The sequence below is a fragment of the Bradyrhizobium sp. USDA 4516 genome, assembly GCF_054055915.1.
This window is the reverse complement of record NZ_JBSRXT010000001.1, coordinates 6,562,105-6,587,377: the sequence shown is the minus strand read 5'-3', so window position 1 is coordinate 6,587,377 and position 25,273 is coordinate 6,562,105. Positions and strand designations below refer to the sequence as shown.

General features: G+C 62.9%; 24 protein-coding genes and 1 pseudogene. 7 read left to right on the top strand and 18 right to left on the bottom strand.

Annotated elements, in window-relative coordinates:
* Positions 1–5 precede the first annotated feature (5 nt).
* The 4 genes from ACVI1L_RS29895 to ACVI1L_RS29880 all read right to left on the bottom strand — a co-directional run bounded on the left by ACVI1L_RS29895 (position 6) and on the right by ACVI1L_RS29880 (position 3,520).
* On the bottom strand, positions 6–1,316 hold the full coding sequence (locus ACVI1L_RS29895) for a TAXI family TRAP transporter solute-binding subunit (protein WP_210262741.1): 1,311 nt from the start codon (positions 1,314–1,316) through the stop codon (positions 6–8).
* 103 nt (positions 1,317–1,419) lie between these two features.
* Positions 1,420–1,833: a hypothetical protein gene (locus ACVI1L_RS29890; protein WP_057017153.1), complete on the bottom strand. Its 414-nt coding sequence runs from the start codon at positions 1,831–1,833 to the stop codon at positions 1,420–1,422.
* Positions 1,834–1,857: 24 nt separating this feature from the next.
* A complete protein-coding gene (locus ACVI1L_RS29885) occupies positions 1,858–3,090 on the bottom strand; it encodes an HlyD family secretion protein (protein ID WP_253587210.1) in 1,233 nt (410 codons plus the stop codon).
* Positions 3,083–3,520 (bottom strand): hypothetical protein, encoded by a 438-nt coding sequence (locus ACVI1L_RS29880; RefSeq protein WP_194295332.1) that lies wholly within the window; start codon positions 3,518–3,520, stop codon positions 3,083–3,085. The genes ACVI1L_RS29885 and ACVI1L_RS29880 overlap by 8 nt, the downstream gene beginning before the upstream one ends.
* A gap of 155 nt (positions 3,521–3,675) precedes the next feature.
* On the opposite strand from ACVI1L_RS29880, the gene ACVI1L_RS29875 reads away from it, so the two are divergent.
* Both ACVI1L_RS29875 and ppk2 read left to right on the top strand, forming a co-directional pair.
* Positions 3,676–4,131: a hypothetical protein gene (locus tag ACVI1L_RS29875; protein ID WP_057017151.1), complete on the top strand. Its 456-nt coding sequence runs from the start codon at positions 3,676–3,678 to the stop codon at positions 4,129–4,131.
* A gap of 22 nt (positions 4,132–4,153) precedes the next feature.
* Positions 4,154–4,954, top strand: a complete 801-nt coding sequence (ppk2, locus tag ACVI1L_RS29870; protein WP_456784544.1) for a polyphosphate kinase 2 — start codon at positions 4,154–4,156, stop codon at positions 4,952–4,954.
* Between the two features lie 42 nt (positions 4,955–4,996).
* Here the strand turns inward: ppk2 and ACVI1L_RS29865 are convergent, their stop codons facing one another.
* The 3 genes from ACVI1L_RS29865 to ACVI1L_RS29855 all read right to left on the bottom strand — a co-directional run bounded on the left by ACVI1L_RS29865 (position 4,997) and on the right by ACVI1L_RS29855 (position 10,153).
* Positions 4,997–5,431, bottom strand: coding sequence for a hypothetical protein (locus ACVI1L_RS29865; protein WP_057017289.1), 435 nt, complete (start codon positions 5,429–5,431; stop codon positions 4,997–4,999).
* Positions 5,432–5,522: 91 nt separating this feature from the next.
* Positions 5,523–8,273 (bottom strand): decarboxylase, encoded by a 2,751-nt coding sequence (locus ACVI1L_RS29860; protein WP_456784543.1) that lies wholly within the window; start codon positions 8,271–8,273, stop codon positions 5,523–5,525.
* A gap of 185 nt (positions 8,274–8,458) precedes the next feature.
* A complete protein-coding gene (locus tag ACVI1L_RS29855) occupies positions 8,459–10,153 on the bottom strand; it encodes a SulP family inorganic anion transporter (RefSeq protein WP_456784542.1) in 1,695 nt (564 codons plus the stop codon).
* A gap of 162 nt (positions 10,154–10,315) precedes the next feature.
* Between ACVI1L_RS29855 and ACVI1L_RS29850 the strand changes: the two genes are divergently transcribed.
* On the top strand, positions 10,316–11,203 hold the full coding sequence (locus ACVI1L_RS29850) for an alpha/beta hydrolase family protein (RefSeq protein ID WP_168856815.1): 888 nt from the start codon (positions 10,316–10,318) through the stop codon (positions 11,201–11,203).
* A 27-nt stretch (positions 11,204–11,230) separates the two neighbouring features.
* Positions 11,231–11,812, top strand: coding sequence for an invasion associated locus B family protein (locus tag ACVI1L_RS29845; RefSeq protein ID WP_456780919.1), 582 nt, complete (start codon positions 11,231–11,233; stop codon positions 11,810–11,812).
* Positions 11,813–11,828: 16 nt separating this feature from the next.
* Here ACVI1L_RS29845 and ACVI1L_RS29840 read toward each other — a convergent pair whose 3' ends face one another.
* The 3 genes from ACVI1L_RS29840 to ACVI1L_RS29830 all read right to left on the bottom strand — a co-directional run bounded on the left by ACVI1L_RS29840 (position 11,829) and on the right by ACVI1L_RS29830 (position 14,887).
* The gene (locus tag ACVI1L_RS29840; protein ID WP_456784541.1) at positions 11,829–12,248 is read right to left on the bottom strand and encodes a response regulator transcription factor; all 420 of its coding nucleotides are present in this window, start codon (positions 12,246–12,248) and stop codon (positions 11,829–11,831) included.
* 124 nt (positions 12,249–12,372) lie between these two features.
* A complete protein-coding gene (locus tag ACVI1L_RS29835) occupies positions 12,373–13,005 on the bottom strand; it encodes a response regulator transcription factor (RefSeq protein WP_253640141.1) in 633 nt (210 codons plus the stop codon).
* 118 nt (positions 13,006–13,123) lie between these two features.
* Positions 13,124–14,887 (bottom strand): sensor histidine kinase, encoded by a 1,764-nt coding sequence (locus ACVI1L_RS29830; RefSeq protein ID WP_456784540.1) that lies wholly within the window; start codon positions 14,885–14,887, stop codon positions 13,124–13,126.
* 332 nt (positions 14,888–15,219) lie between these two features.
* On the opposite strand from ACVI1L_RS29830, the gene ACVI1L_RS29825 reads away from it, so the two are divergent.
* Positions 15,220–15,888 carry a helix-turn-helix domain-containing protein gene (locus ACVI1L_RS29825; protein ID WP_456784539.1) on the top strand — a complete coding sequence of 223 codons (669 nt, stop codon included), beginning with the start codon at positions 15,220–15,222 and terminating at the stop codon, positions 15,886–15,888.
* A 6-nt stretch (positions 15,889–15,894) separates the two neighbouring features.
* On the opposite strand, the gene ACVI1L_RS29820 is transcribed toward ACVI1L_RS29825, so the two are convergent.
* The gene (locus ACVI1L_RS29820; protein WP_456785625.1) at positions 15,895–16,164 is read right to left on the bottom strand and encodes a potassium channel family protein; all 270 of its coding nucleotides are present in this window, start codon (positions 16,162–16,164) and stop codon (positions 15,895–15,897) included.
* A gap of 171 nt (positions 16,165–16,335) precedes the next feature.
* A pseudogene (locus ACVI1L_RS29815) lies at positions 16,336–17,412 on the bottom strand (AI-2E family transporter); the annotation flags it as partial.
* Between the two features lie 404 nt (positions 17,413–17,816).
* On the opposite strand from ACVI1L_RS29815, the gene ACVI1L_RS29810 reads away from it, so the two are divergent.
* On the top strand, positions 17,817–18,236 hold the full coding sequence (locus ACVI1L_RS29810) for a hypothetical protein (RefSeq protein WP_456784538.1): 420 nt from the start codon (positions 17,817–17,819) through the stop codon (positions 18,234–18,236).
* 36 nt (positions 18,237–18,272) lie between these two features.
* Here ACVI1L_RS29810 and ACVI1L_RS29805 read toward each other — a convergent pair whose 3' ends face one another.
* Both ACVI1L_RS29805 and ACVI1L_RS29800 read right to left on the bottom strand, forming a co-directional pair.
* Positions 18,273–18,590, bottom strand: a complete 318-nt coding sequence (locus ACVI1L_RS29805) for a hypothetical protein (RefSeq protein ID WP_456784537.1) — start codon at positions 18,588–18,590, stop codon at positions 18,273–18,275.
* 440 nt (positions 18,591–19,030) lie between these two features.
* Positions 19,031–19,675 carry an ATP-dependent Clp protease proteolytic subunit gene (locus tag ACVI1L_RS29800; RefSeq protein ID WP_141342514.1) on the bottom strand — a complete coding sequence of 215 codons (645 nt, stop codon included), beginning with the start codon at positions 19,673–19,675 and terminating at the stop codon, positions 19,031–19,033.
* Between the two features lie 619 nt (positions 19,676–20,294).
* Here ACVI1L_RS29800 and ACVI1L_RS29795 point away from each other — a divergent pair.
* Positions 20,295–20,417 carry a hypothetical protein gene (locus tag ACVI1L_RS29795; RefSeq protein ID WP_256520575.1) on the top strand — a complete coding sequence of 41 codons (123 nt, stop codon included), beginning with the start codon at positions 20,295–20,297 and terminating at the stop codon, positions 20,415–20,417.
* A gap of 30 nt (positions 20,418–20,447) precedes the next feature.
* Here the strand turns inward: ACVI1L_RS29795 and ACVI1L_RS29790 are convergent, their stop codons facing one another.
* Genes ACVI1L_RS29790 through ACVI1L_RS29775 form a run of 4 tightly spaced genes read right to left on the bottom strand, consistent with a single transcriptional unit; the run spans position 20,448 to position 25,255 of the window.
* The gene (locus ACVI1L_RS29790) at positions 20,448–21,440 is read right to left on the bottom strand and encodes a formate dehydrogenase subunit gamma (RefSeq protein ID WP_057017138.1); all 993 of its coding nucleotides are present in this window, start codon (positions 21,438–21,440) and stop codon (positions 20,448–20,450) included.
* Positions 21,441–21,481: 41 nt separating this feature from the next.
* Positions 21,482–22,078, bottom strand: coding sequence for a formate dehydrogenase FDH3 subunit beta (fdh3B, locus tag ACVI1L_RS29785; RefSeq protein ID WP_011088224.1), 597 nt, complete (start codon positions 22,076–22,078; stop codon positions 21,482–21,484).
* A gap of 13 nt (positions 22,079–22,091) precedes the next feature.
* On the bottom strand, positions 22,092–25,034 hold the full coding sequence (locus tag ACVI1L_RS29780; protein ID WP_200844576.1) for a formate dehydrogenase subunit alpha: 2,943 nt from the start codon (positions 25,032–25,034) through the stop codon (positions 22,092–22,094).
* Between the two features lie 2 nt (positions 25,035–25,036).
* Complete coding sequence (locus tag ACVI1L_RS29775; RefSeq protein WP_028345027.1) at positions 25,037–25,255, bottom strand: twin-arginine translocation signal domain-containing protein; 219 nt, start codon at positions 25,253–25,255, stop codon at positions 25,037–25,039.
* Between the last annotated feature and the right edge of the window lie 18 nt (positions 25,256–25,273).

Below are 25,273 nucleotides of genomic sequence, written 5' to 3'. Positions count from 1 at the left end.
TCGGCTCAGCTTTCGACCTGGCTTCCGGCCTGGCCCGGCTGTCGCGACGCAAGGTGGATGCGGCGGTCGTGAATCAGGTTCTCGAGCCGATGGGCCGCAACGTTCACCGCCGTGACGGCACGCTCGGCCTTGTCGTCCGCGACCGGCTGCTCGCGCTGCGTACGCAGCACCTGATCGATTTCGCGCTCGATCTCTTCGAGATCCGACACACGCCTAGCCATCCGAATTCGCCCTGCCAGTGCATAAAGCGTGTCGAGCGCCTCCTTCCGGCTCGGTGCCTCGCTCGAGCGGAGAAATTTCCACGCCGCCGCGAGCACCGACGCAAGCCCGCCTGCGATCATCGGCGCCAGGAAGATCGCATTGCCCCATTGATCGAGAAAGCTCTCCCTGGTCCCCTCATAGACCGCAGCCGCCCCGGGATGCACGGGAATGTAGGCGCCCGCGTCGGTATCAGGCGTAGCGATCTGGGAGAGCGCCGGCAGTTCGGCGAGCAACTCTCGCCGCGCGTTCATGATCGACTGCGTCAGGTCGCTGATCACGTCATTCCCAAGCTTCTTCTGTGCTACCAAATAAAACGACGTCTGGAGCGTCGTCAGGTCATCAGCAGGAACAGGCGGCGAGCCGCGCAGGGTTCCCTTGGGTACGTCGAAGCTTTCGTAGGCGCGCTCTTTCTCGGCGATCGCTCCGGCGGACTCGATGGCGATCATCACCGGGCCGGCTCGCGTGGTGCGCGCGAAGACATTGCGCAGCAGCGAAAGATATTTTTCAGTCAAAGGCATGACGAGCAGGATCGCCCGTACCTCCTTGGTGTCGAGCGCCCGGCGCGCATCCGCGGGGGCGAGCGGCTTGAACGTCACGCCCGCGCGCGTCAGATCGTATTCGTCGGTCAGCACCTTGATCAGCTTCTGATTGGCTTCGGCGCCGATCACACCGATCGCGACGCGTTTCAACTCCGCCACGTCAGATATCGCAGCGCCGGGCGGCGCGACCAACAGGACGGTGGCGTGGGCCAACACGATCACGGCCTGGGCCTGCGATAGATCGCCGACGTCTCCACGGACGACCGCGAGGTCCACCTTTCCGGACGCGAATGCCTTGGCGGACTCAAGCGGTCCCGGCGTCTGGACCAGGCTGAGCCGGACTGGTGCTTTCGATTGGGCGAACTTTCCTGCGATCGCCGAGACCAGCCTCCCGGCCTCGCCGTCCAGCGACCCAACCGCGATCGTCAGGGTCGTCGGCCGCTCGTACCAGCGATAGGCAAACAGGCTTGCACCCCCCGCCAAAAGCACAAGGCCGGCCACCAGGGCGATGCGCAATGACCTCGGCAACCTGCTGGGATCCACGGCGCATCACTCGATCGGTTCGGCGCCAGCCGACAACGGTCCGGCGGCGCTGAGCCAGCGCGGGGAGCGGATGCCTCTAGATCTTGCAACGATGATAGTTGACCTCCATCCCCTCGATGCCCGGGAATTGGCGCGTAATGGTATCGTCGTCGACGGCCTTAAGGAAGAACTGCACATTCGATACCATGATTCCGGACGCACAACCGACGATGATGTTGATGGTCTGGCCGTCGTCCTTGCGCGATTTGATCTTACAGTTCTCGAACTTGCTCCGGAGGCGATCGGGCTCGGCGATGAATCCGCCGCCATAGACGCCTGAGAAGTTCGTGAAGGTCAGCTGGTTCGCCCTGCCCTTGTGGGCGAACACCTTTCGGCATTGCTCGGCGCTCGTGGCCCAGGCACCCGTGAGATCGAAAGCCTGCGCGTAACCCGGCAATCCGAAGATCACGCCCGTCGCCACGATTGCGCGAAGCTTACGGACCGGTTTCATCTGCTGTCTCCCTGTTCGCACCCGTCAGTGGCCACTAACCACCAGCGTCTTGATCGGCAGCAGCAGAGCCTGGATCCGAAGCAGCAATGCATGAACGAGTGCAGTCGCGTCGACGGCGTGCAGGGCAAAGCCTTTCAACGCCCCGGTTTTCGGATCGGAAATCTCGTCATGGTTGCTGGTGTAGGCATTGACGATGCAAGTGCTGCCCGGCGTCACGCCGTCAAGGCCGCCCTTGTAGAGCGGCTCGAGGAACACGAGGATCGAACCAGGCTGTTGCAGATTCTGCGGGTCGATCAACAGCTCGCTGGCCCGAAACTGGCCGGCGGCGATGAAATCCTGCACGCTGGTGACGACCAGTGGAATGATCACCCAGGGTTTCGACATGCAGGTGGCTTCCGCGACCATGCCGGGCTTCATCACCTGGGCCTCGATCTGCCCGAATCCCGCCTGCAACCTGTTGCGGCCCGCTTCGTCCGGTATCAGGATTCCGGCCGGCCGCATGATCTGGGCGACGAGGTCCCCGGGGCGAACGAGGAATTGCTCGACGCGGCCATCGACGCCGGCACGGACGAAAGTCTTGTCGAGATCCACCTGCGCCTGCGCCCGCGCGGCCTCGGCGCTCGCCTTCTCGGCCGGCAACAGCGTGGAGACCCGCAACGCAGCCGATTCCTTAACGGCGCTGGCGGCATCGACGCCGGACTGCCGCTGATCAACCAGCACCTGCAGCTTCTCGATGTCACGTTGCGGCACGATGCCGGGATTGCGGCGCTGCAACTCGCTCTTCACCTCCAGCTCGTCCTTGGCCTGCTGCAAGGAGGCCTTCGCCTCCCCGATCTGAGCGTCCGCCTTTACGACGTCGGCCTGCGCCGCGATCAACGACGCATCCACCTCGGCGATCTTTCGCTTGGCGGTCTCGAGCGCGGCCTCCTGCTTCGAACTGTCGAGCCGGAACAGAACGTCCCCCTTCTTCACCGGCGCGGTGAAGCCGACATTGACCTCGACGACACGTCCGGAGCCTTCGGGCAGGATCGGCACGGTCCTGAAGTAGATCGCCGCCGAGGTTGTCGAGGGATGAAAGTAGAAGATCATCGTGATCAGCGAGATCGTGAGCATCAGGCAGCCGGTGATCCCCCATCTCAGTTCATACCAGACAGAGAAGAACGTGATCTCCTTGCCGAACCGCTTGCCTTGCCGATAGCGGCGGTAGAGGTAATCCGGCAGGATCGTCACCAGCGAGCAGATCATCAGCTCAAGCATGGTTGTGCACCTCTTGCTTCGCGGGCGTCCGGACATCGGGACCGCCGCCAGGTCCGGATTCGGCTACCGGTTCGGCAGCGCCCGGCGTGGCGTCGGCTATGCGCTCGACGGAATCTGCGATGCTGCGCATCGGCGTGCCGAAATCCGGCAGGTCGATGAGTGCCAGCAACAGGCCGGCGACCCAGAAGATATGCATGTGGGTGAAAAGCGATATCAAGCCGAGAACGGCGACGATCTCAAACTGAAGTTTCTGGCTCTTGTGCGCCATGCGCTCCGGCAGGCTGTGCAGCTTCCAGTACAGAGTGCCAACCCACAAGACGGTGGCTACGAGGAAAATGCCCATCACCACCATCAGGGTGTCCGACCCGTCGGCGCCGGGAATGAAAAACGGCAGATGATGGGGGGCCGCCGGATGCATCTGTTCGCTCAAGCCAAGTCTCCCGGTCGCAATAACACCGCAGGCGAATCCTGATCGACACTGCTGACGATCCTATCGCGCTTGCTTGATCTGGATCAAGGAAGCCGGTCGGCTCATCCCTACCGTTCCGGGGGCAAGGTGGAAGATCGGGTTAGGAGTCCCCAGCCATGCGAAACAAGATCGATGACCTGATCCCGAAGGCGCACGAGATCCAGAAGCAGGCAGCGCTCAAGGAAGCGGAGAAGGCCGAGGAGCATGCCAAGCGTGCGGCTGCTATCGAAGCCGAGAAGCGCGCGTTGATCGAGCGGCTGAGCAAGCCCTCCGGGCTTACCGAGGACGAGAAGGTCAAGCTGGCGTCGACGGTGATTCAGCGGGCGGTCCGCAATGGTTTGAGCGAGGTCCAGGTCTATCGCTTCCCGAACTCGCTGTGCTCCGACAAGGGGCGAGCCATCAATCAGATGGAGGCCGGCTGGGAGAAGACGCTGACGGGTATCCCTAAGGAAATATACCAGCTCTGGGCTGACTACCTGCAGCCGCGCGGCTACCGCATCCGCTATCAGATCGTTGATTACCCCGGCGGCATGCCCGGCGACATCGGCATTGTCATTGCCTGGGGTGATTAGTTGAAACGATGGACGGATATCCATGGCGAAAGACAAGCCGACCGAGAAGATGAAGCGCAAGGACTATGAGGAAGAGCTGCAGAAGCTGCAGGCCCAGCTCTGCCAGCTCCAGGATTGGGTACAGGCGAACAAGCTCAGGGTCATCATCCTGTTCGAGGGACGCGATGCGGCCGGCAAGGGCGGAACGATCAAGGCCCTGACCGAGAAGGTCAGCCCGCGCGTGTTTCGCGTGGTCGCCCTGCCCGCGCCCTCGGATCGTGAGAAGTCCCAGCTCTTCATCCAGCGCTACATGCAGCAGTTTCCGGCGGCCGGCGAGATCGTGATCTTCGATCGCAGCTGGTACAATCGCGCGGGCGTCGAATATGTGATGGGGTTCTGCACGCCGGCGGAACACAAGCGATTCCTTTCCCTCTGCCCGCAGATGGAGCAATACATCATCGAGGGCGGCATCATCCTGATCAAGCTGTGGCTCGAGGTCGGGATGGAGGAGCAGGAGCGCCGCTTCAGGGCGCGGATCGACGATCCGATGCGGCAATGGAAGCTGAGCCCGATGGACACGGAATCCTATCGCCGCTGGTATGATTACTCCCGCGCGCGCGACCTGATGTTCGAGGCGACGAGCTCGAAGCACGCGCCCTGGAACGTCATCCGTTCCGACGACAAGCGGCGGGCGCGGCTGAATTGCATCTCGTTCCTGCTGAAGACAATTCCTCACGGACGGGTCAAGCGCGACAAGGTCAAGCTCCCCAAGCGCTCCAACAAGGGTCGCTACAACGATCAGGCCGGACTGCGCGGAATGAAGTTCGTCGAGGAACGCTACTGAGAGGACAGGCCGCGCAGGGCGCGCGGCCGGCCTCCCTTGGACCTACTTCAAGCGGATGGAAACCCCGCCCACGGCGGCCGAGACTTCGGCGCCGACCTTCGGGCCGCTGAGCTGCAGGATCACGCCATTGGCGTTCTGAAGCTGCACGCCGCCGGCGCCCGCGGCGATCGCCCCACCGGCGCCTGCCGCGCTGTAGGAGCCTTCGATCGAGGCAGGCCCTCTGAGATTGAGGGCGCGCCCGACCAGCTTGGTGGTCGAGGCGCCGATCGTGAAGCCGACGCTCATGCCCGACACCGTGAACGGATAGTGCTTACCGCGCAGCGTCAAGACGCCCTCGCCGCCTCCGACACCAACGATGAATCCACCCTTGGTGAAGATGACGGCGACCGAGCCGGTTTCAGCCAGCGACGGCGTGCTGAAGCCGGCCAATCCAATGGCCAGCATTGCGAGAGCTCCGATCAAACTCACTTTCCTCATCATGTCCCTCCAGGAACCGGTTGCGTTACGCCTCGTTGCGCAAGACTCATCGCCGCAAGAATGCGAAGACGCCTTGCGGACTCTCCTTCGTCTATGATGCAGCCTTGAACTTCGGCGCGGCCGCTCGCGGCTTGCCCATCCTGCCCAATGCCTCGGTCGTCACCAGCTTCAGGCCCTCGGCCGCGTCGTAGCCATGGATCTCCTTCACATCCAGCTTGCGCATGAAATCGATGGTCTCCTGCGTGATGACCTGGCCAGGGACCATGATCGGGAAGCCCGGCGGATAGGGAATCACGAAGTTGGCGGAGACGAGAGCGGGCCCGTTCTTCAGACGCCTGTCGATCTCGGGATCGTGCAGGCGAATATATTCGCATCCTGCCGCGTCATAGGCCGAATAGAATCCGCCGCGGATGTCGCCCTCATTCGTCTTCGCGCCGGCATCGCCGCGATAGGCGTCGTGGAAATGCGAGAAGTTCGGCAAGTCGGGGACATCCTTCATCAGGCTGTTGACCCGCATGTCGAAGTCGACCCTGGCGTTCGCGCCGCCCTTGGTCAGGCCGCGATCGATTTCACCGGAGATTTCGGCCAGCACCCGGACGAGATGCGCGACGTCGCTCCGCGTATTGTTGATATTGGACTGGATCAGGACCGAGTTGCGCGAGGTCTTGTTGACCTGGATGTTGTAGCGGCTGGCGAGCAGCCCCTTGAACGACGTTCCGTCGTACCCGGCGGTGCCGCAGACCAGCGTCATGCGGGTCGGATCGAGGCAGAACTCGTCGTCGTTCAGGCTCTTCAGGGCGCTAGCCCAGTTGGTCCCGGCCGCCAGATAGTCGGTGAATCCGCTCTCGCGGTATTGCTTCGGCACCATGGCATCCGCGCCGAGGACGCGGAAATATCTCGAAATCAACGGATTGGTGTTGACCGCGTTGCGGATGGCGAACGCGATCTCCATGGCATTGGCCACCAGTCCATAGCCCTCGAGTTCCATCTGCCGGCGCGAGACGTCGAGGCTGGCGATCAGCTGCTGGTTCGGGCTGGTTGAGGCGTGCGTGAATACGGCCTCCTTGAACTGCGCTTCGACGGTGTGGAATTCGATGTCCTTGACCGCCAGCATCGAGCCCTGGCGGATCGCCGACATCGACTTGTGCGTCGAGTTGGTCTGGTAGACGCGCAGCCGGATCTGGCGCGGATCGGGGATCAGCCTGGTCTTGAGCAGAACCTCGTCGGACGGATTCTTGCCGAGCTCGGCCTGCTGTTTCTCATAGGCGGCGACCGATTTGGGATCACGCATCCAGGCTTCGATCTCGTTCGCCGCGCCCATCGCGGTTCGCCGCCGCAGGAACGGTGAAAACCGCGCGAAGCCGAACCATGCCTCGTCCCAGAGGAAGATCAGGTCAGGCTTGATCGCGAGGCATTCCTCCATCACCCGCCGCGTGTTGTAGATGTGGCCGTCGAAGGTGCAATTGGTCAGGTCGATCATCTTGACCCGATCGAGCCGGCCATCCGCCTTCGCGTTCAGAAGCGCCTGCTTGATCGTCTGCAGCGGCACCGCGCCATACATCGAGTATTCCGTCATCGGGAATGCCTCGACGTAGAGCGGCTGCGCGCCGGCCAGCACCATGCCGTAGTGGTGCGACTTGTGGCAATTGCGGTCGACGATTGCGATGTCGCCGGGACCCAGCAGCGCCTGCACCGCCATCTTGTTGGATGTCGAGGTGCCGTTGGTCACGAAGTAGACGCGGTCGGCGCCGAGCGCGCGCGCGGCCTTCTCCTGTGCCTTCTTGATGTTGCCGGTCGGCTCCAGCATGCTGTCGAGGCCGCCGGTGGTCGCGCTGCTCTCGGCAAGGAACAGGTTTAGCCCGTAGAATTCGCCCATGTCGCGGATCCAGTCCGACTTGAACACGGACTTGCCGCGCGCGATCGGCAGCGCGTGGAAGGTGCCGATCGGCCGCTGCGCATATTTCTTCAAATTGTCGAAGAACGGCGTGTCGAAGCGATCCTGCACGCCCTCCAGAATTGAAAGGTGCAATTCGAGGATATCCTCGACCGAGTAGAACACGCGGCGCACCACATCGGCCTCGGGATTGCCGGCCAACTCCTCGACGTCGCGGTTGGACATCAGGTAGAGGTCAAGCTCGGGACGCACCCGCTTCAGGATATGGGCCAACCGGAGCGCGGACGCATCGGACTCCTCGCTGAGCCCCATGGCGCCGGTCATGGCACGAAGCACCGGCGCATCGTGGCGCGAGCGCAGCCCGAAGCCTTCATTGATCACCACCGCCGCAATATTGGGGTTCAGCATGGCCGCACAGAAGGCGTCCTCGAGGTTGCCCACGACCACGGGCTCATAGATGAAGGCGTCGACCGGACGCCGCAGCTTGCGCCACTCCGCCAGGAGTCCCGGCCAGTTGCTGGCTGGCACTCCGGTCACGATCAGCGTCTCGAAATACGGCCGTCTCGCCGCCGATTGCCCCAGAGTTGGCGGAAGCAGATCGGGAACGTCGCCATTGCCCTCGTCCTGCGTGCTCCAGTCACCTGCATGCTGGCGGAAGGATTTTGTCTGAAGCGCCTGCGCAATCCGCGTCGCAAGCATATGCGAGGTGGCGGCGTCGCCCGCCGCCGCAGCTTCCTTCAGCGCCGCCATCAAACGAAGGCCCGGATAGCCGTGAAACTCCTCCGTCACCGCAAGCGCCGACAGCGCCGCGTCATACGCCGCACGGTTGCCGCCCCTGCTCCACACCTTCGCGGCCTCGACCAGATCGCGCCAATTGTCGGCTCGTCCGCCGGGCCCAGAGAAGAACTGATCGATGCGCTGCTGTGCTGGCTTCGCGTCGTTGGCCATGAGTGTCTCCCGATCTCGTGATCTCAGCGCTGGTTCTGTCCAATCGTACAAACCGGGCCCGTTGCGCCCTTTGATCCAAGTCAAGCTGCAAGCTGGATTGAGACAGCTCCCCAAGCGCGCATGGTCGCGACGTCTTGCGACGCAACAAGGCTGGAATGTCGCGGCAGTCCGTGCGGCCGCGCACGCTAGATTCCTGCCTGCGGCTTCCTGTTGCTCAATACGCTGTCGAGCGTACGCATCCAGTCGCCGCTATCGGTCTTGTCGGCAAGACCATCCGCCCGAAGCAGATCCCGCAACTGCGCGTGCGCGCCCACGATGCAGAATGTGATCTGGCGCGATGCGAGCTCCTGGTGAAGGTCGTGCAGCATGCGCGACCCCGCAAGGTCGATGAACGGCGAGGCCGACAGGTCACAGGCCACCAGCTTGACGTCGGGCGACATCCGAAGCGCCGCCAGCACCGTTTCGAAGATCGTCTCGGCATTGACATAAAGCAGCGAGGTTTCCGGGCGGAACGCGATGATCCCGGTCAAGGGCTCGACATCATCGTGTCGCGCCCGGTCGGAATAGCGCCCACTGCCGGCTTGACGGCCCAGAAACGCGATATTGGGCTGCGACGCCCGCAACAGCAGCAGGAAGATCGAGGCGACGGCCGCCAGCAGCACGCCCTGCAATATCCCGAGGAACAGCACGGACACCAAGGCGATGATTGCGGCATAGAAATCGATCCGGCTGATCCGCCACATTCTGGCGAGCGCCGCGATATCGACCAATTTGTAGACGGCTGAGAAAACGATCGCGGCGAGCACGGTCTTCGGCAGATTGGTCAAGAGGCCCGTGAAGAACAGCAGGCAGAGCGCGAGGGTTGCCGAACAGAACACCAGCGCCAGCGGCGTGCGTGCGCCGGCGGCGTCATTCACGGCCGACTGCGACAACCCGCCGGCAACCGGATAGCCATGCCCGAAGGCTACGGCGAGATTGGCCGCGCCGAGTCCCAGAAACTCCTGCCTGACATCCAGCGGGTAGCCGTGCTTTGCCGCAAAGCTTCGCGCGGCGGACACCCCTTCGACATAGGCCAGCACGAGGCATCCGGCGGCGATCGGAAAGAGATCGTCAAATTCAAGCAAGCCAAACGTCGGGAACGACATCGTCGGCAACCCGGTCGGGATCGGCCCGGTCACCGGAAGTCCCATTTGCGCGAGCCCGAGCGCGGAGACCATCAGGATCGAGAGCGCGACCACCGCCAACCCGATGGGCTTTCCCGGCAGCCTCTTCTCGCCGAGCAGGAGCAGCACCGTCGCAGTCACACCGACGCCGAGCACCAGCGGCCTGGTATCGCCGAGCTGGCCGGCAAGCTTGATCACGCGGTCGAAGAAGTTGTGGCCGCCTCCAGCGACGCCGAACAGGCTGGGCAGCTGGCTCATGATGATGGTGAGCCCCGCTCCGGCCTTGAATCCCACCAGAATACTGTCGCTGATCAGCCGCACCAGCAGGCTGAGCTTGAACAGCCAGGCAATCAGGCAGAGCACAGCAACGCTGAAAGCCACGAGGCTGGCAATCTGCCCGTAACGGGTGGCGTCGCCGCCGGCCAATATGCCGACGGCGCCGGCGATCATCAGCGAGATCGCCGACGTGGGTCCGACCGCGAGCTGCCGGGACGAGCCCAGCAGGGCGTAGCCCACGCCGCCGAGCAGATAGCCATAGACGCCGATCTGCGGCGGCAGACTCGCGAGCCCCGCATAGGCCAGCGACACCGGGATCGCGTAGGCTGCCAGCGTGACCCCGGCGATTGCGTCCGCCCCGAGCCAGGATGCCCGGTAGTCGGCGAGCCAGTTCGCCGGCGGAAACCAGCGCATCCAACTCGTCTCTGCCTGGATCGACATCAAGCCCGCCGTATGACGAACAATGGTCGCATGTGGTTGCGCCGGCGGGCCCGATGCGCGTTGATTCAGATCAAGCCTCGCAGTCCTCAATGGGCTTCTGATCTTGCGCGGCTCGATCGTCGTGACCTGCAGATTTGCCAGATGACTGCCGGAGCGCATGGCATGCGTCAGCACCGCTTACGGACCCTCGCAACCGCAGCGCTGCTGTTGCTTGGCCTGATCGCTCCGGCGCGCGCGGAGGACCAAGCCACATCCCAGCGCATCCAGGAAGAGATCTGGGCGCTGCCTACCCCGCTGCCGATGTTCGCTTATCTGGTCCGTCCGCTCGGCGATGGCCCTTTCCCGCTGGTCATCATGAACCACGGCGTGTCATTGAACGCCAGGGATCGCAGCTTCTTCCCGCTGGTCGAATTTCGCGATGCCGCAATGTGGTTCGCACGGCGCGGCTATCTCGTGGTGGCACCGGTCGGGACCGGCTATGGCGCGGCGGCCATCGATATTCCCGAACGCGGTCTTTATGGCCCGTTCTTCTCCAAGATCGGCAAGTGCACCAATCCGAATTTCCTCGATGCGGGCCTCGCCGTCGCGCAGGTCGATCTCTGGATCATCGATTACATGGCCGCCGAAAAGCGCACCTTGCCGAAGGATGTCATCGTCGTCGGACAGTCGGCCGGCGGCTGGGCTGCGATCGCGCTGTCGAGCCTCAACCCGCCGCAGATCAAGGCCATCATCACCTTCGCCGCAGGCCGCGGCGGCCGCGTCGATGGCAAACCCAACAACAATTGCGGCCCCGACAGACTGGTCGAGGCCACCGGCATGTTCGGCCATACATCGCGGGTGCCGATGTTGTGGTTCTACATTGAGAACGACACATTCTTCGGCCCGGCCCTGTCGAAGCGAATGCACGAGGCCTTCACGCGCGCCGGCGGTCGTGCCGAGTACCATCTTTTGCCGCCGTTCGGCGACGAAGGGCATTTCCTGATCGGCTCTCCCGATTCCATTCCCATATGGTCGCCTTTGGTCGAACGATTTCTCGACAAGGTTCGCTAGGCGGCCGTTCGCGCTGGAGGAGCATCCATGGTCCGATATGGTGCCTTGGCGAAGTTGGCGCTGTTTGCGGCCGGCATCAGTGCTGCCCACGCTCAACAGACGTCCTCACCGCCTGCTACGGTGAAGGACGGCGGCGAAGTAGCCCCGCGGGGGGCACGTCAGCCGGTGCGGGACATCAAGTATGGCGAGTGGCGAAAGGTCTGCTTCAACGCCGCCGGCGCCAAGACACTATGCCGGACGACGATCACCGGCACCTTCCCCACCGGGCAGACGGCCGTTCGCCTCGATCTGATCGAGCGAGAGGACGGCAGCAGCCGTGTCCAGCTATTCCTGCCGGTCGGGATGTATCTGCAAGCCGGCGTCAAGCTATCGGTCGACCAGAAGGCGGTTCGTCGGCTGCCCTACACCTGGTGCGCGACCAACATGTGCATCGCGGCCGATGTCGCCGATCCCAAGCTTCTCGAGGACATGGATGGCGGAAAGACGCTCTCGATCGAGGTCGTCGACACCAGCATTTTGACGATGACGACATTGGTGCCGCTCGACCGCTTTGCAAGCGTGCGCAAGGGCGCGCCTGCGCTGACGCTCGATCAAGTCATCGATGAATGATTGAGACCGGCTGCCGCTAGACCACGCCGGCCAACAGCCGTTCAATCGGCTGGATCAGCGAGTTGGCGGTGAATGGCTTGGTCAGATAGGCAACGCATCCCGATGCCGTTGCCGCCATGCGCGTCGCCGGATTGTCATTTCCGGTGATGTAGATGACGGGGATTTCGATGCCCTGATCCGCCAGGCGGTGCCGCAGTTCGATCCCGGACCCATCGCTGAGATTGATGTCCAATATCAGACAGACCGCGCTGTCAAAGCTGCCATGTCTCAGTAACGCACCGCCGGTCTCAAATAGCCTGGATGCAAATCCGCACGCCCGCAGCAGACGTCCGATTCCACGAAGCATGGAAGGATTATCATCCACAACGAAAACGAGTTTCGCGGTCGGCAAATCCTGAAGCCTCACCCTATCGCTGAATGACCTTCGCCCACGCATGGATAATGGACACGTCAAGCGGCTACCGGCGCGCAATATTCCCGCGGCCAATATCGGAGATACGCCGCGTCACAGAGCTTTCATATTGTACCATGGGACAGGAGGGGCAGAGCTGCCCGGCCGATCAAGCCTTGACCTCGCCACCGGACGCGCGCGTGCCGAGCTGCTCGGCGATCGAAACCAGCTCGGCAAGCGACTGCACCTGCATCTTCTCCATGACCTGGTGACGATGCGCCTTGATCGTGCGTTCGGTCGTGCCAAGCTCGTGAGCAATCTGCTTGTTGATCCGGCCGCACACAATCAGATCGAACACCTGCCGCTCGCGCGGGGTCAACTTCGCCAGCAGCGCGCGCAGCGAATCGAGCCTGGTTCGCCGGCCGCGGGCCAGTTCGTGCCGCGCAAGGGCGCGATTGATCGCCTCGATCAACTGTTCCGACGCGATCGGCTTGGTCAAAAAATCTTCGGCACCTGCCTTGATCGCCTGGACGGTGGTCGCCGTGTCGGCATGTCCGGTCAGGAATACGATCGGGAGCGTCGACCCCAGCTCGTTGAGACGACGCTGCAACTCCGGACCACTCATTCCGGGAATGCGAACGTCCAGCAGAATACAGCCCGTCCCTTCGTCGTCAGGCAATTGGTCGAGCAATTCCCGGGCCGACGCGTAGGTGACGACGCGATAGCCTGCGAGCTTGAGCCGACGCTCCAGCGCTGCGCGAAACGAGGCGTCGTCGTCGACTATGTGCACGTAAGCGTGCATTGCTGCTCCATCGCCGGGTGATCGCCGCTACCTGTAGAATGTCCATCAGCGGCGATCTGAAAATGCTGCGTTCGTCGTAAATCGAACCTTGCACTGCGGCAAACAAGACCCAAACGCGCTACGCGGCCAGCGGCAGCGAAAGGTGGAATACCGCCCCTCCTCCGGACTGATTCTCGGCCCAGAGCTGGCCGCTATGCGCCAGAACGATCGTCCGTGCGATGGACAGGCCGATGCCCATGCCCTGCTCCTTTGTGGTGAAAAACGGATCGAAGATATCGTTCAGCCTGTCCTGCGGAATTCCCGGCCCGGAATCGCTGATGGAAATCACCGCCGATGCGTCCCCATTGACCTCCGTACGACCGATGATGGTGCGCCCGTAGGGCATTTTGGCCATCGCGTCCATGCTGTTGACCACGAGGTTGAGAATGACCTGCTGCAACTGCACCGGATCGCCCTTCACCCGCAGAGTCTGCGGCGAGGTCTGCAGGTAGATCGCGACGTTGCGCGCCGAGGCCTGCAGCTTGAGGAAATCGAATGCTTCCCGCATGGTCTGGTTGAGGTCGATCTCCTTCTTCTCAAACGGCGCACGCTTGAGCAGGCTGCGCATCCTGCGGATCACCTCGCTTGCGCGCAGGTCATCGCGCTTGATGTCCGAAATGATTTCCCGCACCTCCTGAAGGTCGGGCGTCGGCGAAGCGAGGATCAGCTCCGCGCTCTCGGCATTGGTCAGGATCGAGCCCAGCGGCTGGTTGAGCTCATGGGCGATCGAGGACGAGAGTTCTCCGGCAGTCGCCTGCCGATTGATATGGGCGAGTTCGGACAGGCGACTGCGGGCTTCGACCTCGGCACTCCGCCGCATGTGACGCTCGTGCAGCAGGAAAGCAATGAGCGCGGTTTGAACCAGCAGCGCCACTGCCAGGGCAACGGCACGCCAACGATATTTTTCCAGGAAGGACGGCTCACGGAAGCGAATTTCGCTACCTTTTGGCAGACTGGCTTCGCTGACGTCCCAATGCTGCATCTGCCGCCAGTTGAAGATCGGCTTCACCGCATCGATGACCGACGGTGGCAGGCCTTCGGGCGCCTCGCCATCCAGAATGCGCAGCGCCCTTCCCGCAGCCTCGGCACCGATCAGCGACGGAACTATGACGAATCCGCCGATGCCGCCCGCCCCGAGGAAGGTCTCCGCGGCGACGACAATCGGACGATTGGCTCTTGCCGCGACAAATGTGAGGGCATCCGACGGCGGATAATAGTTGCCTTTGCCGTCGCTATAGAGGCCCGTGTAGATGATCGCGCTATGATCGGGGAGCGCCGCGACCCGCTCAACGATCTCGGGCATCGGACGTCCGATGATCTCGATGATGTCGAGGCCCGGAATGCCGGCCGCTGCCTGGTCTTTCCAATTGCGAAACAGAACTTGCCGGTCCCAGTCCGCGCCAACCAGCACGACGGTCTTGATGCCCGGCAACACGGCGCGGGCAGCCGTGACGGCATCCTTGAGTTTCAAGTTCACGATGCCGCCGGTAACATGGGCCGGCGGCTGCAATCGCTTGAAATCAGCCTCTTCGACCAGCGAAAACACGATCGGCGTGTCGGGCCAGAGCTGAGGGCGCCAGCGGAGCGCAAGCTCAAGCGCAGCCGCGCCAATGGTGACCACCACGCCGATCGGCCGATCGCGATATTTCGCCTCGAGGAATCGCCGGAAATCCTCCTGATAGGCCTCGCCGCCGAAGCGATTGAGATCGAGGCTTTCGGTGTAGACGGTGGTCGGCGCGTGACCGTGAGCGCTCACCGCATCCCTCAAGCCGACGAACACCTGGTAGTAGAAGGGGCCACGTCGATCGGATTGGTCCAGCACCAGCATGGAATGCGGGCGCATCTGTTGCGCCTGGAGGCCGACCGGCGCCAATAACGCAGCCAGGAAGATGACCAGGCCAGAGAGCCGAATTGCCTTGCCCATAGCGTTCGGAGCCGGAGACCAACGAGTTAGAAAGCTAGCACCCGGTTATCATCGTGAAAATTGAAAAGTGATCTAAGACGGTGCGCATCAATTTACGAACAAATTGCCGCATTTCGCGCACCCTGTCCTTTAGGACAATGACCTCAAGACCAATAGAGACCGGCCGGACTCCGTCGTAGTCATTGCGCGCGGGACAAGCATTTCGAGCCGCCGCGGACGCTGCACCAGTCGTTACCCGAGAGAGTTAGTCCATGTTCGCTCGCGTCAATGTCAGACCGGCCAATGCGCCGAGCATCCTCGGTGGGTTGACCGTCCGGCACGCCAACTGCATCACCAGCGAATTCCACTACAGGAAAGGCACCGAGATCTACGGGGAGAAGGAGCCGGCCGAATACGTCTACCAGGTCGTTTCGGGGGCGGTCCGCAGCTACAAGCTGCTTTCCGACGGACGCCGCCAGATCGGTGCCTTTCACCTCGTCGGGGATATTTTCGGCCTCGAGAATGCCGAAACCCATCGCTTTACCGCGGAAGCCATCGTCGACACGAACGTGCACCTGATCAGGCGGATCAGCCTCGAACGCGTGGCCGACTCCGATTTCGCCCTAGCTCGCAACCTGCTGGTCATGACGACCAGCAACCTGCGGCATGCCGAGGAGCACATGCTGCTACTCGGCCGCAAGACCGCATTGGAGCGGGTTGCGGCTTTTCTGCTCGAAATGGATCGCCGGCTGACCGGAGTCGGCGTCGTCGCCTTGCCGATGTGCCGGCGTGATATTGCCGACTATCTCGGACTGACGCTCGAAACCGTGTCACGTGCGCTATCCAAGCTGCACGCCTATGGCGCGCTCAACTTCCTTGGCTCGAACCAGCGCGAGATCATGCTGGTCGACCGCGACCAGCTGTCCAGGCTGGACAACTAGCCGACGTCAGGGAGATTTCGTCAGCGCCGCCTGGCGCTCGATGGTCTTTTGCAACACCTCGAACAAGACCGCGGTCGACCACCCGAACATGAGAATGCCGTTCATGGCCGCCATCGGTCCGATCAACAGCCACTGCTTGACCGGGATGACGTCGCCATAGCCGAGCGTGGTGTAGTTCACAAAGGCGAAATACAGCAGATTGCTGCCGGCGGGCGCGGCGCCGAGCACCCAATAGGCCAGGCTCCACACCACGATCTCGAGCGTGTGAGCCAGCATCAGCGCAAGCGCGGTTGCGACCATCACGCCGCTGAGCTGTAGCCCCGCCCGGCCGGCCGCGCTCAAGGCAACGTTGCGAAGCAACCCGATCGCCGCGACGGTCCACAGCGAATGGATCGCGATATTGATCGCGCTCACCGCCGATCCCACGAGGAGCTGAAACAGCATTATCGCTCTCCCCGCCAGCCGGGCGCGGTCGTCCCGGATCCATGCCGTGAGCAATTCCCAGGCGACCGCGAGAATGATTGGACCGATGAACAGGCCCACGATGCCGTGGGCAAGCGTGCCGCCGATCACGCCGACAAAGATGACGAGCGCCGGCGTGGTCAGGCCCCGCCCCATCACCAGCGGCTTCAGCACATTGTCGAGGACGCCGACGACCAGGAAGAAGAACGTGAGGGCGAGTGCGGTCGTGAAATCCTTGGCCGACCATAGCCAGATGATGACCGGAAACAGCACGATTGCCGCCCCGATCTGCACGATCGCGAGCAGCATCACGACAAACGCCAGCAGCCCCGCGCTCGGGATCCCCGCCAGCTTGAAGCCAATGCCGGCCAGCAGCGATTGCAGGACGGCGACGCCGATGACGCCGCGGGAAACCGCCCGGATGGTCGCACCTGCAAGGTCGAGGAAGTGCTCGCTCTGCTCCGGCACGATGCGGGACAGAAAGCTCCGGCACGCCGCCGCAAGCTGCAAGCCATAGGGAAACAGAAACCCTGCCACGACGACCGCCAGCAGAAACTTCAGCATCCCGATCCCGGCATCGCTGGCAAATGCAAACAGGGTCCCGGCCAACGGCTTCAGTTGCGGAACGACCTCGCGCAGCACGGCACGTAGATTGGTCGACGCCCTATCCCAGATCTCATGGAGTGGGCCGCCGATCAGCGGCCAATCCTTGATCTCGGGCGGCGGCGACGGCACGACAACGTGGCCGGCGCCGAGTTGTTCGGCGAGCTCCCTCACCCCCTCTACCGCTCCAATTCCGAGCCAGGTCGCCGGCCCGATGACGACTCCCAGAGAGATCAAGGTCAGCACGAGCGCCGCGACGCCGGTATGGCCGCCGAGCATTGCTGCGAGCCAGGTGAAGACGGGATAGAGCGCGACCGCGAGCACGACGCTCCAGGCCAGGATCGGCACGAACGGGCTGACCAGAACGAACGACCAGTAGATCAACAGTGCCAGCAATCCGAGGCGAATTGCGAGCTGGACGAACTCGTCTCCGGTCACGAGCTGGCGAAGGGTTTTCAAGATCGTGCTTTCGAATCGAGCATCAGCAGCTACGCGGGAAGCGATGCCATCGCCTTGCTGCGCACGGCTTGATTCAGATCAAGCGTGGCGCGTCCGGACTTTCACCGAGGAAGCGGCCCGGTTCGGGGGCAGGAATCGGGGGCCGCTCCGACTTCGCCGGGATGCATTCGCGGTCGGGATCACGAGCGCGAGCGCGCCCCATCAGGCGGCGTCCTGCCTATCCGCGGCAATTGTCCCAGGCGCAGGATCAATCGTCCGCACCGCCCTCTTGCCACTTTGATTCAAATCAAGCTTCGGGCCGGCCGCGGCTGACAGGCTCGGCGTCCTCATGGATCGGAAAGCCGCTCTCGATTTGGCTGCCTTTCGGTCGCGACTGCCTGTGTCACCCCGATGTGGAGGACGTCATGAAGAACACCAAGACCCTGCCGGCCTTGATCCTGCTTGCGAGCATGGTCGGCATTGGCGCGAGCCAGGCGGCCCCGTTGCCGACCAACGTCGCGGCCATGAAGGGCATGGTCGAGAGCAACACCGCCCTTCAGGTGCGCTGGGGCGGCTGGGGCGGCTGGCGCGGCGGCGGCTGGGGCTATCGCGGTTGGCGCGGCACCGGCGGCTGGGGAGGCGATCGTGGATGGGGCTATCGAGGCTGGGGCGCTGCAGCCGCCGGTGCGATCGTTGGCGGAGCCATCGCGAGCTCGGCCTACTATGGCGGGTATCCCTACTATGGCGGTGGATACGGCTATGGCGGCGGCTATGGCTACGACTATTGCCCGCCGGGCGGAGGCTACGGCTATTACGCTCGGCCACGCTACTATGACGGATGGTAGTGCCGGCTTTACGTGACAGGCCGGCCTTCGGTGATGTCACCGAAGGCCGAGCAGCGAACGCCGATAGCCGCTCTCGCGCGCTTCATTCCTGCACACGAAGCCGCCATCGAAGCCCCTGGCATAGCGGCTTTGCCCTTTGAGGTAGTAGCGTCCGCGCCGAAAATCGAGCCAGACCACGCTATCGCTGGGGCAATGCCGCTGAGCCTGGGCTTCATAGCGGAAAGGCGTCAGCGGCAGCGCGGCCGTCTGTTGCGCGCAGCAAAACAGGAAGGTCGCGGCGCAGGTCCCGACGCCCAACCTGGCCGCCAGACGGTCTCGACGTCCGCTCGATTTTTCAGCTAATTCGAAGTGCATTCATTGCCGCCGGGAATGATCCGTGTCGTGCTGAAGACGATATCTCATCTTGTCAGAGCTTCACGGGCGGAGCACCTCAGAACGACAATTCCAGCATCACGCGCGGCAAACAAGAGGCGCGCTCAGGACGATAGCAATCCAAAGGCGATCGCCGCGGTCGACAGCATCCCGGCCGTCACGACCACGACCTTGAAGGCAATATCGCCGTCGGCCTCTTCAAGCCAGCGACGCAGCCAATTGCGAGGGCCAGCCGGCTGGCTTGCGCCACGCACTCGCCGAAATCTGTCGCTGGTATACCCCATGGCTGCGATTGTAGATCGCGGTGGAATGGAGAGACCAGTGCAGCTTGTGCCAAGCAGTCAGGGTCACGTGCGACGGCTTGACTGACCCAATTGGGCTATACGAGCCGGTTCGGCGCCAAGGCCCGCTCAACCAGCGCCCTAGCTTCCCTTCGAGCCGGCGGCGTTCCGCATCGGACGTTGCTCCTCCGACGCGCTCTTCGAGGGCGCCGCGCCGCACATGGAGCCACTCCTTGATTCCGCGGTTGCTGTGCGATCAAACGGATTCCGCTCCATGACCTTCAGCGAAGCGAGTTCCTCCTTGTTCAAATAGGAGATCTTTCCCGGCGGAGTCATGACCATCCTGCCGATGGCCGACGGAGGAATACGGAGCTTGGCCGACAACCTCGCAAGCTTGATCGTGTCACGAATCGTTCGACTGTCCTCGTTGCCGTGTAAATTGGAAACCGAATGGACGCCGATCTTGGCATTTGGCGCCACATAACGCTTCCTGCTCGCCAGGAAAATGAAAGCGCATGCCGAGTCGCATTCTCCGGAAACGTAACTGGCGATTTGCCTCTGGTGCGCGAGCATGGCGATTCGGAAGCCTTCGTAGAGGGACCCACCTCGGGAATCGAGATCGAGGCCAACGACCCGACGCTCAGTCGCCAGATATCCGCGAAAGCGGACAAAGTCCCCATCCCTGATATCTCCACTGAGCTTCAAGACATCTCCAAAGCACCCCTGGACACGGGAAAACTCCATCGCGAGACAGTTCGTCGAGGTCAGCACGACCGCGATGCTCAAAACGCATCCTGCAATCCGCATCGACCCATGCGTGGCGCTCCGGCTGTTTGCGTCGCCATCGATAAATGTCGCGCGGAGGACCCTCAAAGCGTGCTTCCAGGCTGCCACGGCGCTCCCCATTGGACCCGGTACCTCACACGATAGACAGAGCATCGACGCGCATCGTGGGTTGATCTGAATCAAACCCAATTCAGCAAGCGCGCAGGCGGGAGCGCCATTTTGACGTCTAGAAGCGCACGCTCTGTGCCGAGAGCAAACATCATCTACCGTGACCCTGGGATCAGCCAGTCCAATCCAGCATCGGGGTCACCGACAATCTCCACCTTAAGTCATTCATTTCATTTATTTCTTTTTGCCCCCGATCCTTGAGGGGACCGGACCGCCTGAGGAATCCCATTAAGGCTCGACATGCGCGATCAATCCACGCTCCACGCGACCTGCTGGTCGCCAAGGCAACCTAACGCGGGATGCGGCGTCTCGATGGTGCAGCGTCCCGAAAGCCGCCGCTTGCGCCCCATGGCTTGAGCGATGGCCGCCCACACGCGCCGGACAACGCTGTCCGCGACGCGTCATCTTGTGTAAACTCCCACTGCATCCCGATCGATTTGGGAGAACGACAATGAAAGTCTTCTTGCTCGCCTGCGTGGCCGCCGTCGTCGTGTCGGCATTCGGGGCCCTGGCGCTAAACCGGGTGCAAGAACCGGTCGCACAGGCCTTTGCAACGACGGGCGTACGGCTGTAGCAAGTTCGCGTTCAACGGCTGCGCGCCCCCCTACTCCGCCGCGGTGACGGAGGGCTGGGGTCGAGCATCGCGCGCATTCTCCTCTTCCAGCCAGAGGCTGTGGTGCTCCCTGGCCCAATTGACATCGACGGTGCCGCTTCCCATCGCCTCGAACGCGCCTTCCATGCCGATCGTGCCGATATAGATGTGCGCCAACATCACTGCCGTGAAGAGCATCGCTACGATGGAGTGGACGATCTGCGCGAGCTGCATCCCTTCGATGCCTGACAGGTAGAAGGGGAACATCAGCGCATATCCCGTCGCTGCCACCAGACCTCCGCCGATGACCACGATCCAGTAGATCGCCTTCTGGCCGGCGTTGAAACGATAGGCCGGCGGATGATCGTGCCCGACGATGCCGCCGCCGCGCTTGATCCAGTCGACATCCGCCTTGTTCGGGATATTGCCGGCGATCCACATCAGGAAGATCAGCACGACGCCGATGGTGAACGGGAAGCTGAGATAGTTGTGAACATATTTCGCCCATTGCGACCATTCGGAAAACGCTTCGTGGCCGATCAACGGCAGCAGCAATGGACGTCCAAAAGTGACGTTCAACCCCGAGATCGCCAGAATGATGAAGCAAGTCGCCGTCATCCAGTGCACGAAGCGCTCGAATGCGGAAAAGCGCACGATGGTCCGGCCGGAACGACCGCTCTGCAGCCGCACCATCCCGCGGCTGAGATAGAAGATGACCAGCGCCGCGAGCATGCCAAGAATGGCGATGCCGCCGATCCAGCGCAGCGTCACGTTCCGGAACTCGCGCCATTCACGGCCGGCCGGCTGTTCGAGAACGCCCGAGCGCTGGTCGGGTATGCTGACGCGTCCCTGCACCCGGTTCAGTTCCTGCAGGAGCTGTTGCTCCTTGACCGCGCTTGCGGTCGGGTTGACCTGCTGGGCTACGGACGGGGAAGCCGCGGAGACGAGCAGCAGGAGTCCAGCCACGCCAATGACGAGCCGAACACATCGTGCAAAACACGCCATAAGGTCCTCCCGATATCGACGCGACCCGCGCCAGGTCGTCGTCAGGACTCGATCGTCTCGCGATAGGCGGTCTTCCAGCCCCATGCGCCTGAGCCGTAGCCGCGCTTCAGCACGCGCTCTTTATAGATCTGGGCAATGATCTCGCCGTCGCCGGCGAGCAGCGACTTGGTCGAGCACATCTCCGCGCACAGCGGCAGCTTGCCTTCGGCAAGCCGGTTCGCGCCGTATTTCTCGTACTCTTCCTTGCTGCCATCGGCCTCGGGACCGCCGGCACAATAGGTGCATTTGTCCATTTTTCCGCGCGAGCCGAAATTGCCGACCTTCGGATATTGCGGCGCGCCGAACGGACAGGCGTAGAAGCAGTAGCCGCAGCCGATGCAGAGATCCTTGGAGTGCAGAACCACGCCGTCGGCGGTGGTATAGAAACAATTCACCGGGCACACCGCCGCACAGGGCGCGTCCGTACAGTGCATGCAGGCCATCGAGACCGAGCGTTCGCCCGGCTTGCCGTCGGCGATGGTGACGACCCGGCGGCGGTTGATGCCCCAAGGCACCTCGTGCTCGTTCTTGCAGGCCGTGACGCAGGCGTTGCACTCGATGCAACGGTCGGCGTCGCAGAGAAACTTCATACGTGCCATCGTCGTTGCTCCCTTATGCCGCCGCGATCTGGCAGAGAGTGACCTTGGGCTCCTGCATGCCCGTCGCGGGATCGTATCCGTAGGTGGTGATCGTGTTCGCGCTTTCGCCGAGCACGATCGGATCGGTGCCCTTCGGGTAGTTGCCGCGAAGATCCTTGCCCGCAAGCCAGCCGCCGAAATGGAAGGGCATCCAGGCGACGCCCTTGCCGACCCGCTCGGTGACGAGCGCCTTCATCCTTGCCCTGGAATTGTTCTCGGCGCCGGTGACCCAGACCCAGCCGCCGTCCTTGACACCGCGATCGGCGGCATCAACAGGGTTGATCTCGATGAACATGTCCTGCTGCAACTCGGCGAGCCACGGGTTTGTGCGCGTCTCCTCGCCGCCGCCCTCATATTCGACCAGACGGCCGGACGAGAGGATGAGCGGAAACTGCTTTGCAATGCCCTTCTCCACCGCGGCCTTCTGCACCGAGAATCCGATATTGGGCATCCGGAACTGCTTGGCGTCGGGCAGCGTCGGGTATTTGGCGACGAGATCGACGCGTGGCGTATAGATCGGCTCGCGGTGAACCGGGATCGGATCCGGCAAGCCGAAGGCATTCATGCGCGCCTTGCCGTTGCCGTAGGGTACGCAGCCGTGCGCCAGCGCGACGCGCTGAATGCCGCCCGACAGATCGAGCGACCACGACACCGTGTCCGGATTGGCCGGATTGATCTTGTTGATCACGGCCATTTCCGCTTCGGTGAGCTCGCTGTCCCAGCCGAGCTTCTTCAGGCTCGCCAGCGTGAATTCCGGATAGCCATCCTGGATTCCCGACCCCAACGAATACGAGCCGTCCGCGAGCAGGCTTACCTTCCGCGTCGTGCCGTCCGGCAGCTTCTCCTCACGCTCGACACCGAACCGCGGCCGGAACGTGCCGCCGCCGTCCATCACGTGCAGATTGGTGTTGTAGAGCAGTGGCGTGCCGGGGTGCCTGACCTCGGGTGATCCCCAGCACGGCCAAGGCAGCCCGTAATAGTCGCCGCCAACCTCGGGATCATCCTTTGGCGCCCGCATCGTCAGCATGTCGAACTTCGCCTGGTTCTTCATGTGCGCCTTGAGGCGCTCGGGCGATTGTCCGCAATAGCCGGTCGACCAGCTACCGCGGTTCATCTCGCGCAGCACGTCCTCGGCCTCGGGCAGGTTGTTCTCGACCTTGATCTTCTTGAACATCTGATCGGCGAAGCCGAGCTTCTTCGCCATCAGATAGATGATTTCGAGATCGTCCTTCGACTCGAAGATCGGCTTCACGATCTGCTCGCCCCATTGCAGCGAGCGGTTGGAAGCGACGCGCGACCCCTTGCACTCGAACTGGGTGGCGACCGGGAGAATGTAGACGCCTTCTGTGCGTCCCGCCTCGACCGCGAGCGAGGCCCAGGTCGTCGGATGCGGATCGGCGATGACGAGCAGCTCGAGCGCCTTCAGGCCGTTGAGGGATTCAGGGATACGGGTGATGCTGTTGGAGGCGTGTCCCTGCACGAACACCGCCTTCACGTTGTCCTTCTGCGCAACCTGCTCCTTCGGCAACGTCACCGCCTCGAACCAGCGGGTCAGCGGAATGCCGGGGGTTTCCATGATCTGCTTGGAATCGAACCGCGCCTTCAGGAAGTCATAGTCGACCTCCCAGACCCGCGACCAGTGCTTCCAGGCGCCTTCGGCAAGGCCGTAGTAGAACGGCAGCGTGACGATATCGAGCCCGACATCGGTCGCGCCCTGCACGTTGTCGTGGCCTCGGAAGATGTTGGCGCCGGCGCCGGCCTTGCCGACATTGCCGGTCATCAGCAGCGCGATGCAGCTCGCCCGCACATTGGCGGTGCCGACGGTCTTCTGCGTCTGGCCCATGGCCCAGATCAGCGTTGCCGGCTTCTCGGTGGCGAACATCTTGGCGACGCGCTTGAGCTGCTCGCCGGGAATGCCGGTGACGCGCTCGACTTCCTCAGGAGGCCATTTCTCGACCTCCTTCTTGAGGTCGTCGAAACCGTAGACGCGCTGCCGGATGAACTCCTTGTCCTCCCAGCCGTTCTGCAGGATGTGCCACATCATGCCGTAGAGCACCGGAATGTCGGTACCCGGCCGCATCCGCACATATTCGGTCGCGTGCGCGGCGGTGCGCGTCAGCCGCGGGTCGATGACGATGAAGTTGGCCCTTTGCAGCTCCTTGCCCTCGAGCAGATGCTGCAGCGAGACGGGATGCGCCTCGGCCGGATTGCCGCCCAGGATGACCTGCGTCTTCGCATTGCGGATGTCATTGTAGCTGTTGGTCATCGCGCCGTAGCCCCAGGTGTTGGCGACGCCGGTGACGGTGGTTGAATGGCAGATGCGGGCCTGGTGATCGGTATTGTTGGTGCCCCAGAACGCACCGAGCTTGCGGAACAGGTAGGCGCCTTCGTTGGTCATCTTGGCCGAGCCGAGCCAATAGACGGAATCGGGACCCGACTTCTCACGGACCGCCTGAATCTTGTCGCCGATCTCATTGATCGCGGTGTCCCAGGAGACGCGGGTCCACTGCCCGCCCACCAGCTTCATCGGATAGCGCAGCCGCCGCTCGCTGTGCACGAGCTCACGCACGGAGGCGCCCTTGGCGCAATGCGAGCCGCGATTGATCGGAGAATCCCAGCTCGGCTCCTGGCCGATCCATACCCCGTTCAAGACCTCGGCCGTCACCGTGCACCCAACCGAGCAATGCGTGCAGATGCTCTTGCGCACGGTCGCTCCCGCCGTGAGCGGACCGGCCGCCGCGGCTTCCGCCTTGCGCACGCTGCCGAGCGGCAAGGTGCCGAATGCGGCAAGCGCGCCGCCGGCAAGACCGGATTTGCGCAGGAAGCTGCGGCGGTCGAGGCCACCGGCCTGATCTGCAAGGGAGCTGGCGGCGGAGCCTTGGCGCAGGGAACGCTGGTTTGTTCGCTTGATCAGCACGGTCAACCTCCCTTGGCCGGATAACGATTGACGCGGTAGAACGCCTTGACGTGATCGGTTTCCTTGTAGCGCGCCTTGCGCTTCTCATCGTTGGTTTCGCTGTCAGCCTGCGCAGCCCCGACCAGCGGCGTTGCGAGGGTCGCGCCGGCGCCCACCGTGCCGACGCCGACCTTGCGCAGGAAATCGCGGCGCCCGACTGTGGTTGTCCTGTCTTCACTCATCGCATCTCTCCTGGACCT

Bases quoted from the DNA above. Each gene is read 5' to 3' on its own strand.
- ACVI1L_RS29890 (WP_057017153.1), bottom strand. From the start codon at position 1,833: ATGAAACCGGTCCGTAAGCTTCGCGCAATCGTGGCGACGGGCGTGATC.
- ACVI1L_RS29885 (WP_253587210.1), bottom strand. From the start codon at position 3,090: ATGCTTGAGCTGATGATCTGCTCGCTGGTGACGATCCTGCCGGATTAC.
- ACVI1L_RS29875 (WP_057017151.1), top strand. From the start codon at position 3,676: ATGCGAAACAAGATCGATGACCTGATCCCGAAGGCGCACGAGATCCAG.
- ppk2 (WP_456784544.1), top strand. From the start codon at position 4,154: ATGGCGAAAGACAAGCCGACCGAGAAGATGAAGCGCAAGGACTATGAG.
- ACVI1L_RS29865 (WP_057017289.1), bottom strand. From the start codon at position 5,431: ATGAGGAAAGTGAGTTTGATCGGAGCTCTCGCAATGCTGGCCATTGGA.
- ACVI1L_RS29860 (WP_456784543.1), bottom strand. From the start codon at position 8,273: ATGGCCAACGACGCGAAGCCAGCACAGCAGCGCATCGATCAGTTCTTC.
- ACVI1L_RS29855 (WP_456784542.1), bottom strand. From the start codon at position 10,153: ATGTCGATCCAGGCAGAGACGAGTTGGATGCGCTGGTTTCCGCCGGCG.
- ACVI1L_RS29850 (WP_168856815.1), top strand. From the start codon at position 10,316: ATGCGTCAGCACCGCTTACGGACCCTCGCAACCGCAGCGCTGCTGTTG.
- ACVI1L_RS29845 (WP_456780919.1), top strand. From the start codon at position 11,231: ATGGTCCGATATGGTGCCTTGGCGAAGTTGGCGCTGTTTGCGGCCGGC.
- ACVI1L_RS29840 (WP_456784541.1), bottom strand. From the start codon at position 12,248: ATGCGTGGGCGAAGGTCATTCAGCGATAGGGTGAGGCTTCAGGATTTG.
- ACVI1L_RS29835 (WP_253640141.1), bottom strand. From the start codon at position 13,005: ATGCACGCTTACGTGCACATAGTCGACGACGACGCCTCGTTTCGCGCA.
- ACVI1L_RS29830 (WP_456784540.1), bottom strand. From the start codon at position 14,887: ATGCGCCCGCATTCCATGCTGGTGCTGGACCAATCCGATCGACGTGGC.
- ACVI1L_RS29825 (WP_456784539.1), top strand. From the start codon at position 15,220: ATGTTCGCTCGCGTCAATGTCAGACCGGCCAATGCGCCGAGCATCCTC.
- ACVI1L_RS29820 (WP_456785625.1), bottom strand. From the start codon at position 16,164: ATGCTGGCTCACACGCTCGAGATCGTGGTGTGGAGCCTGGCCTATTGG.
- ACVI1L_RS29810 (WP_456784538.1), top strand. From the start codon at position 17,817: ATGAAGAACACCAAGACCCTGCCGGCCTTGATCCTGCTTGCGAGCATG.
- ACVI1L_RS29805 (WP_456784537.1), bottom strand. From the start codon at position 18,590: ATGCACTTCGAATTAGCTGAAAAATCGAGCGGACGTCGAGACCGTCTG.
- ACVI1L_RS29795 (WP_256520575.1), top strand. From the start codon at position 20,295: ATGAAAGTCTTCTTGCTCGCCTGCGTGGCCGCCGTCGTCGTGTCGGCA.
- ACVI1L_RS29790 (WP_057017138.1), bottom strand. From the start codon at position 21,440: ATGGCGTGTTTTGCACGATGTGTTCGGCTCGTCATTGGCGTGGCTGGA.
- fdh3B (WP_011088224.1), bottom strand. From the start codon at position 22,078: ATGGCACGTATGAAGTTTCTCTGCGACGCCGACCGTTGCATCGAGTGC.
- ACVI1L_RS29775 (WP_028345027.1), bottom strand. From the start codon at position 25,255: ATGAGTGAAGACAGGACAACCACAGTCGGGCGCCGCGATTTCCTGCGC.